The organism is Altererythrobacter sp. KTW20L, from assembly GCF_023501975.1.
GTDB lineage: Bacteria > Pseudomonadota > Alphaproteobacteria > Sphingomonadales > Sphingomonadaceae > Alteraurantiacibacter.
This window is the reverse complement of the sequence record NZ_JAMFLH010000022.1, coordinates 1-7,570: the sequence shown is the minus strand read 5'-3', so window position 1 is coordinate 7,570 and position 7,570 is coordinate 1. Positions and strand designations below refer to the sequence as shown.

Genomic DNA, 7,570 nt, shown 5'->3' with positions numbered 1-7,570 from the left:
GGCGCAGTCCTGAGTGGATCAGTCTGTCGTGGTATTACTCTACAGTCAGGGAGTTTGCAGGAGGTTCACTGCATTTTTCGACAAAGTGGTCGGATTTTGGATTGCAGAACCCTCGATATTTCCTCCGCTTAGCGGCCATTTTCCCTACTCCCTACTCCCTGCAACAGGGAATTACTCCACGTCAAGCGGGGAACCGGCCAGCTCGCGCGTGTGGTAATTTACAGCGGAATTTCCGGGAAAGCTAACAACTACCTGCCCGCCTGTGTCAGCTTCGTGAAGACATTCTTCCGGTCTGGCTGCTCAACTGGCGCACAGGCAAGAAAGTCTGGCGCAGTTGTCAGGGTCGCGCATTCGATCCTAAAATCATGCACCCCAGCGGCGTATAGGGCCAGCCTTGAGCGACTTGCCGGACGCAGCTGGGCCCAACTCCTTCCTTAGCGCGCGCGAATCCTGTCTTCAGCGCGCAGGGAATTGGCCGGATTGAGCACGACTTGGTCGCCCGCCTCCAGCCCGCCTGTCACCTCGGCAAATTCGTCATTCAGATGGCCAATGCTCACGGCGATTTCCCGCGCACGGCCGCCTTTCTCGACAAACACGCGCCAGCCCCCGTCGCCACCACGAAATAGGGCGCCGATTGGTACGCGCAGCACGTCGTCCGACTGCCACAGGATGATCGTGGCATCGAGCTGGTAGCCGTGTCCAAGGCGCGCGGCAGCTGCCGCTGCCGCTCCTGTAAAGCCGATGATCACGTTGACGCGCTGCTCCTCGATGCCCAGCGCGGAAACCTTCAGCCGCCCGAACGGCTCGATCCGCAACACCGAGCCAGCCAGCGGATCGGGGCCGCCCCACTGGGTGATCTCCACCGGGTTCCCTGGCCCGACACGGACGGCCTCGCGGGAAAGGAGATCCACGACGACCTCGATTGATTGCGGATTGCCGATGGCCAAGAGCTCGGTCCCCTCGGCGATGACGCCTTCGCTTTCGCGCAGTACCGACAGGACCGACCCCGCGGCCGGCGCGCGCACTGGCACGGGCGCACCTGCACCCGGTCCCTGCGGCTGCGCAAGCAGGGCGCGGAGGCGGTTCGCTTCCGCCCGGGATTGCTGGACCCGGGCTTGCTCGGTGGATACCCGCGTGCGCGCCGCTTCCAATTGGGCCAGCGGAAGGAACCCACGCTGGGAAAGCTCCTCAGACCGGGCAAGGTCGCGCTGGGCCTGGCCGAGCGCAGCCTCCGATCCTGCCGTCGCCGCCTGTGCAGCGGCCAGCGCCCCGCGCAGGTCCTGCTCGCTGCGCGGATCGAGGGGGGCAGAAAGGCGGCTGGTCATGCGGGAAATCAATTGCCCGGCAACAACCTCGTCGCCCGCTTCGAGTTCGATGCGCGAGAGGTAACCCGTGACCGGAGCCGCGACGATGTAAACATCCTCTGCCCGCGTCACCCCGTCATCGGTGACGCCAACGGCCATCGGGCCGCGCGTCACTTCGGCCACATCCACCAGGGTTGCCGTGGGCCAGAACGCAAAGGCCAGCCCCGCCACCATCAGCAAGGCGACAAGCACGGCCCAACGCCAGCGTTTCAGCCTTTCCAGCATCAGTCCCGCGCCTTCAGGACGGCCACCATGTCGAGCCGGGAAACCCCCCTGGCAACAAGCAGAGCCGTGGCCATGGCTGCGGTCATCACAATCACGATTGACCAGCCGAACGAGGCGCGCGAGGGGGCGAAGGGCAAGCGAAACAGGTCGGAGCTGAACATGTCTGTCATCAATTGTGCCATCCAGTATCCGATCAGGCAGCCCGGAATCACTGCAGCGCAGATCAACAGGGCCAGTTCGCCAAGCAGGACCACGCCCACTTCGCTGCGGAAATATCCCAGCACCCTCAAGGTCGCCAGTTCATGCTCGCGCTCGGCGAACAGGATGCGGGCGCTGTTATAGACCACGCCTACGGCAATGGCCGAGGCGAAGGAAACATAGAAGAACAGCATGGTATAGAGATTGTCGTCAATCATGTCCTCGAACAGCCTGACGGATGCATCCCGTTCGGTTACCCCCAGCACCAGCGGCATGTCTTTGAGCCTCGTCAGGATTTCACCCTGCCTGGCAGGATCCACCCGCAGCAATACGGCGCCGACCGGGGATCCATCCCGTGCCAGGGCTTCGAGCGTCGATTCTGCTGCGTAGGCCCGCGCACCGACAAATTCGTTCACGATGCTGGCCACGGGCATCATGGTCGTGGTCCGGCGTCCGCCCAGCAATTCGACCTGCACCCGTTCCCCGGCGCGTAGCCCTAGCTGGTCGGCTAGTTGGCGGCTCAGCATCAGGCCAGCCGGAGGAAGCGCAATGGCGCTCCCGTCAGCATCGATCCGTGCAGTGAGCTGCGATCCGGGCATCGCGCTTTCCAGTGCGGTGCGTTCGTGGCGATTGCCGTTGCTCAGCCGTACGGCCAGCGCGCGGGTCGGTTCGGCGCGCAGGACGCCGGGGATCTGGCGCAGGGCATGGAGCGCGTCCTCGCGGCGCGGTTCGACCAGGGTAACGGTCAGGTCCTGGCCCTGTCCGCGCAGGAAGAAGCTGTCGATCATGGTGCGGCTGGCATCGAGGAACTGCATCGTGGCGAACAGCAGCGCGAGTGACAGCGCGACCCCGAATACGGTGATCGCCGAGCGTCCCGGCCAGCGCGCGATGTGCCGTGCAATCATATGCCCGATGGCGGTGAAGCCCGCCCGGTGGCCCAGTCGTTCGACCAAGCCGGCGCGATAGACTGGCGGAGGAGGGGGCGACATGGCGACAGCCGGATTCAGGCGGATGGCGCTTCTCATGCCGCCGAGCGCGCCCAGGGCGGCGGCCCCGAGCGACAGCGCCGCCGCGCCGAGGAAGACGGACGGCGAGATCCGGTAAACCAGGAACGGAAAGCGGTAATACTCGGCATATAGCCCGGTCATAGCCCGCCCCATCCATGCCCCACCCAGGGTGCCCAGGACCGAGGCGAGCAAGGCAATGGCCAGCGCAAACTTCAGGTAATGCCAGCCGACCGCCGCATCGGAATAGCCAAAGGCCTTGAGTAGCCCGATCTGCGTCCGCTCTGTCCGGATCATGCGGCCCAGTACGATATAGACCAGGAACACCGCCACCAGCAGGAACACCGGCGGGATCACCCGGGTCATGGCTTCCAGCTGCATCAGTTCGTTGTCGAGGAAGGCATGGCTCAGGTGCTCGTCGCGACCATAGGCGCCCGTTCCGCCATAGGGCGCGATGATGGTGTCGATCTGCCGGATGACATCGGCTTCGGACGCACCCCGCTGCAGGGTCACGGCCAGTGTGTTGATCGCCTGGGTACGGTCGGTCGCGGCTTCCAGCGCCTGTTCGCCCATCCAGAAGATGCCGAACCGAGTGTTGTCCGGGATCAGGTCACCCGGTGCCATGGCGTAGATGTGGTTGGGGGCAAGGCCGATGCCGACGATCGTGAGGCTCTGCCGGGTGCCGTAGATCAGGGCATCCAGCCGGTCGCCGGGCTCACGGACATTGGCCGTGGCAAAGGCTTCATCCACCACCACCTCGCCAGCCTGGCCGCGCCGGGGCAGGCGGCCGCTGGTGAGGGTGATGCGGTTGATCGGATTGCGCCCGCTTTCGTCCACCGATTCGATCAGGGCACGCACCGGCTCGTTCCGCTCCGGAAAATCGAGCGTGGCGTACTGGCTGATCGAGCCCTGCACCCGCTGCACGCCCGGTATCGCGGCCACGCGGCCGATCACGCTGCGCGGTGCGCGGGTCATGGTGGCAAACACATCGGCGAAGGTGTTGCGTTCGTAATAGGCATCGCGGGTTTCGGTCAGTGATCCGTGGACCCCGGTGGACATTACGAAGGTGGCGGTCGCCGCCGCAAGAACCAGCGCGATTGCCAGCACCTGGCCGCGCATCCGCCACAGGTCGCGTAGCAGCTTGCGGTCCAGCGCGCTCACCATGTGATCTGGCCTGGTTCGATCGGATTGGGATTGACCAGTTCACGGGCGATCCGGCCATCGAGGAAATGCAGCACCCGATTGGCCATGGCCGCGATGCCGGCATTGTGGGTGATGATCAGCACCGTCGTGCCCAGTTCGCGGTTTGCCCGCGCCAGGGTTTCCAGCACGCGCACACCGGTGGCGCTGTCGAGCGCGCCGGTGGGCTCATCGCACAGCAGCACGCCAGGCTGTTTGGCCACGGCCCTTGCCACGGCTACCCGTTGCTGCTCACCGCCCGATAGCTGCGCCGGGTAATGATCACGCCGGTCGGCCAGGCCCACAAGGTCGAGCGCATCGGCGGCGGGCATCGGGTTTTCGGATATATCGGTTACCAGCCGCACGTTCTCTTCGGCGGTCAGACTGGGGATCAGGTTATAGAACTGGAAGATGAAGCCGACATGGGCCCGCCGGAAGCGGGTAAGCTCGCGGTCACCCAGGGCGGACAGTTCGATGTCCTCATAATACAACGTGCCGGAAGTCGGTCGGTCCAACCCGCCGATGATATTGAGCAGGGTGGACTTGCCGCTGCCCGACGGGCCAAGGAAGACCTGCAGTTCACCCTGCGGGATGGCAAGGTCGATGCCGCGTAATGCATGAACCTCGGTCTCGCCGGTGCGATAGATTTTCCGCAGTTCAGTACCGCTGAACGCCAGTAGGGCCCTTTCACTGGTGGGTGTGTGCTCGGCTGCCGCTGGAGGGTCTTGATTCATGGTTCTTTCCCGGCAGCCTCGGTCCCTCAGTGTTTCGATAATCCAAGCGACGCCTGGACCTGGAGTGGCTTTTGCCAAAAACTACCAACAGCGGGAAATTTACGGCTATTTCTTGGAAGAATAACATCATCTCGTCCTCTGCGAACAGCAAATCCGCTATGGTATCGAGAAGGCACTGGAGCAGCAAATCAATGAAAGTCTCGGTTTTCAGCACGAAACCCTATGATCGCCAGTTTCTGGAGCAGGCAAATGCAGCACAAGGGAACCGGCACGATCTCCACTTCCTGGAACCGCGCCTTGGCGCGGATACCGCTGACCTGGTGCGCGAAAGCCACGCAGTCTGCGCCTTCGTCAATGATAGCCTCGATTCCGCGGTGCTGGAGCTACTCAAAGAGCGCGGAGTGCGGTTGGTGGCCTTGCGCTGTGCGGGCTTCAACAATGTCGATCTTGTCGCCGCCAGGGAACTGGGCATCACGGTTGCGCGGGTTCCATCCTATTCTCCCGAAGCAGTGGCGGAGCATACAGTCGCACTGATTCTGACCCTGAACCGCAAGACCCACAAAGCCTACGCGCGCGTGAGGGAAGGCAATTTCTCGCTCGATGGTTTGCTGGGCTTCGATTTGAAAGGCCGCACGGTAGGCATCGTGGGTACGGGCAAGATCGGCATATGCCTGGCCAGCATTATGCAGGGATTCGGTTGCCGCGTGGTAGGACATGATCCGCGGCACGATCCCCGTTTTATCGCCACCGGAGCTTCTTACGTCGGTTTGCCGGAGCTTTTCGCTGCATCCGACATCGTTTCGCTGCATTGCCCACTGACTCCGCAAACCCATCACGTGGTCAACGCCGAGGCGATTGCGAGCATGAAGTCTGGCGTGATGATCATCAACACCGGGCGTGGTGCGCTGGTGGAAACACGGGCGCTGATCCGCGCGCTCAAGTCGGGCCATGTTGGCCACGTCGGTCTCGATGTATACGAGGAGGAAAGTGACCTGTTCTTTGAGAACCTGTCGGACCAGATACTGCAGGACGACATCTTTGCCCGATTGCTGACCTTTCCAAATGTCCTGATCACCGGCCACCAGGCATTCCTGACAGTTGAGGCCCTGACCGCCATCGCCCAAACCACAATTGGCAATATCTCGAGTTTCGCCGAGAGCGGCGTTCCCGATCATCCCGTTTCAGTCGAGATGCTGGCTTAAGGTGATGGAGCAGGCGCTCGCTCTGGTGCCGATCCTGGTCCTGCTGGTCGGAATGATCGGCCTTGGCTGGACTGCTGCCCGGGCGGGAATGGCGGCCGCGGCTGTCGGCATAGTGCTTGCCATCACCACTTTCGGCTTTGGTACGGGGTATGTCGCGCTCGCCGGTCCCCTGTTAGAAGCGCTCTTCACCGCAGCGACGATCCTATGGATCGTGTTTCCGGCCCTTGCCCTTTATGAATTCCAGACAAGATCCGGCGCAGCTGCCCGCATGGGGGCCTGGCTCGCCACGTTTTCCGGCAAGCGCGAGGTGTTGGCGCTAATCCTCGCCTGGTTCTTCGCCCTGCTGCTGGAAGGCGCGGCGGGGTTCGGCACGCCAGTGGCCCTGGTCGCGCCCATGCTGGTAGCGCTGGGCTTCTCGCCATACAGGTCCTTGTTGCTCGCCCTGATTGGACACGCAGCAGCCGTGTCATTCGGGGCCGTAGGGACGCCGATGGTGCCCTTGCTCGATGCCTATGCGGTGGATGCGGTGCTGCTGTCCGGCCGGATCATGTTGATGCATGCCATGCTCGGCTGGTTGCTGGCCGGACTGGTGTTTTATCTTGCCCGCCCGACCGGGGCTGCCATGTGGCTGGCGGCTCCGGCGGCGGCTGCACTTTATCTCGTTCCCGCCCTGGCGCTCGCCTGGCTGGCCGGGCCGGAGCTGCCGGCGCTGGGCGGTGCGCTGGCTGGCGGCGCGCTGTTCATCGCCTTCGCACGCTGGCGGTGGCCGGCGGGTGGAGGTGTTGAGCCGATTGCCACGAAGGAAGCCATGGCCGCCGTATTGCCCTATGTCCTGGTACTCGCCATCATTCTGGCAACGCGAACCATCCCGGCCATTTCCTCGCCTCTTCAATCGGTCACAATCGAATGGAGTATGGCCGGACGTTTTGGCGGCATGGTTGCTCCGCTTTATCATCCCGGTACGATGCTGCTGGTCGCATTGGCTTGCACCTGCCTGGCAAAGCGCGGGGACCGAGCGGTCTTCGCTCCATCGCTGGGTGCGGCTGCCGCCCGCCTGCCCAATGTGGCGTTGGCGCTGGTGTCGGTTCTGCTGCTGGCCCGGGTGATGGTTCACAGCGGCATGATCGCCGTTTTAGCAAATGGGGCTGCGGGATTGCTTGGCCCCTACTGGGCACTCGCCGTGCCGCTCACCGGAGCGCTCGGCTCTTTCATCACGGGCTCTGCCACGGCGTCCAACATCCTGCTCGCCGACTTCCAGATCGCTGCGGCAGGAGCCAGCACACTCAACCCCGTGTCGGCATTGGTGGGGCAGGGTTTCGGCGCAGCCATCGGTAATGTCATCGCCCCGCACAATGTGGTTGCAGGGGCCGCTACCGTCGGGCTGGTGGGGCGCGAGGGAGCGATCCTCAAGGTCACCCTACCCGTATGCATAGTCTATGCGGGGCTGGGCGGCATCATGCTCTATTTCGGTCCGGCCATAGTCTGACCATGGTACCCGGCAAGCTTTCCCTGCGGATACAGTCCGACCCTTCGGACACAGTCCGATCTTTACTTATTCTCGCCCTGAGTGGTGGTGCGCCCGCCCGCTGCGTCTGCCTCGATAGAGATGCTCCATGCCTTCTCCTGATAGAGACGGGGGCAATTGCGCTCTCAAGCTCAGCTCT

The 7,570-nt window shown here is 63.3% G+C and carries 5 protein-coding genes; 2 read left to right on the top strand and 3 right to left on the bottom strand.

Annotated features, from left to right (window positions below):
* Positions 1 to 434 precede the first annotated feature (434 nt).
* Genes M3P36_RS15000 through M3P36_RS14990 form a run of 3 tightly spaced genes read right to left on the bottom strand, consistent with a single transcriptional unit; the run spans position 435 to position 4,704 of the window.
* The gene (locus M3P36_RS15000; RefSeq protein WP_249704516.1) at positions 435 to 1,589 is read right to left on the bottom strand and encodes an efflux RND transporter periplasmic adaptor subunit; all 1,155 of its coding nucleotides are present in this window, start codon (positions 1,587 to 1,589) and stop codon (positions 435 to 437) included.
* Complete coding sequence (locus M3P36_RS14995; protein WP_249704515.1) at positions 1,589 to 3,955, bottom strand: ABC transporter permease; 2,367 nt, start codon at positions 3,953 to 3,955, stop codon at positions 1,589 to 1,591. Before M3P36_RS14995 ends, M3P36_RS15000 begins: the two co-directional genes overlap by 1 nt.
* Positions 3,949 to 4,704, bottom strand: coding sequence for an ABC transporter ATP-binding protein (locus tag M3P36_RS14990; protein WP_249704514.1), 756 nt, complete (start codon positions 4,702 to 4,704; stop codon positions 3,949 to 3,951). Before M3P36_RS14990 ends, M3P36_RS14995 begins: the two co-directional genes overlap by 7 nt.
* A gap of 191 nt (positions 4,705 to 4,895) precedes the next feature.
* Here M3P36_RS14990 and M3P36_RS14985 point away from each other — a divergent pair, with 191 nt between their 5' ends.
* Both M3P36_RS14985 and M3P36_RS14980 read left to right on the top strand, forming a co-directional pair.
* Positions 4,896 to 5,906 (top strand): 2-hydroxyacid dehydrogenase, encoded by a 1,011-nt coding sequence (locus M3P36_RS14985; protein WP_249704513.1) that lies wholly within the window; start codon positions 4,896 to 4,898, stop codon positions 5,904 to 5,906.
* 4 nt (positions 5,907 to 5,910) lie between these two features.
* A complete protein-coding gene (locus M3P36_RS14980; protein WP_249704512.1) occupies positions 5,911 to 7,392 on the top strand; it encodes an L-lactate permease in 1,482 nt (493 codons plus the stop codon).
* Positions 7,393 to 7,570: the final 178 nt, after the last annotated feature.

What these genes read in the sequence shown, in the direction of transcription:
- M3P36_RS15000 (WP_249704516.1), bottom strand. Translation starts at nt 1,589, where the DNA reads ATGCTGGAAAGGCTGAAACGCTGGCGTTGGGCCGTGCTTGTCGCCTTG.
- M3P36_RS14995 (WP_249704515.1), bottom strand. Translation starts at nt 3,955, where the DNA reads ATGGTGAGCGCGCTGGACCGCAAGCTGCTACGCGACCTGTGGCGGATG.
- M3P36_RS14990 (WP_249704514.1), bottom strand. Translation starts at nt 4,704, where the DNA reads ATGAATCAAGACCCTCCAGCGGCAGCCGAGCACACACCCACCAGTGAA.
- M3P36_RS14985 (WP_249704513.1), top strand. Translation starts at nt 4,896, where the DNA reads ATGAAAGTCTCGGTTTTCAGCACGAAACCCTATGATCGCCAGTTTCTG.
- M3P36_RS14980 (WP_249704512.1), top strand. Translation starts at nt 5,911, where the DNA reads ATGGAGCAGGCGCTCGCTCTGGTGCCGATCCTGGTCCTGCTGGTCGGA.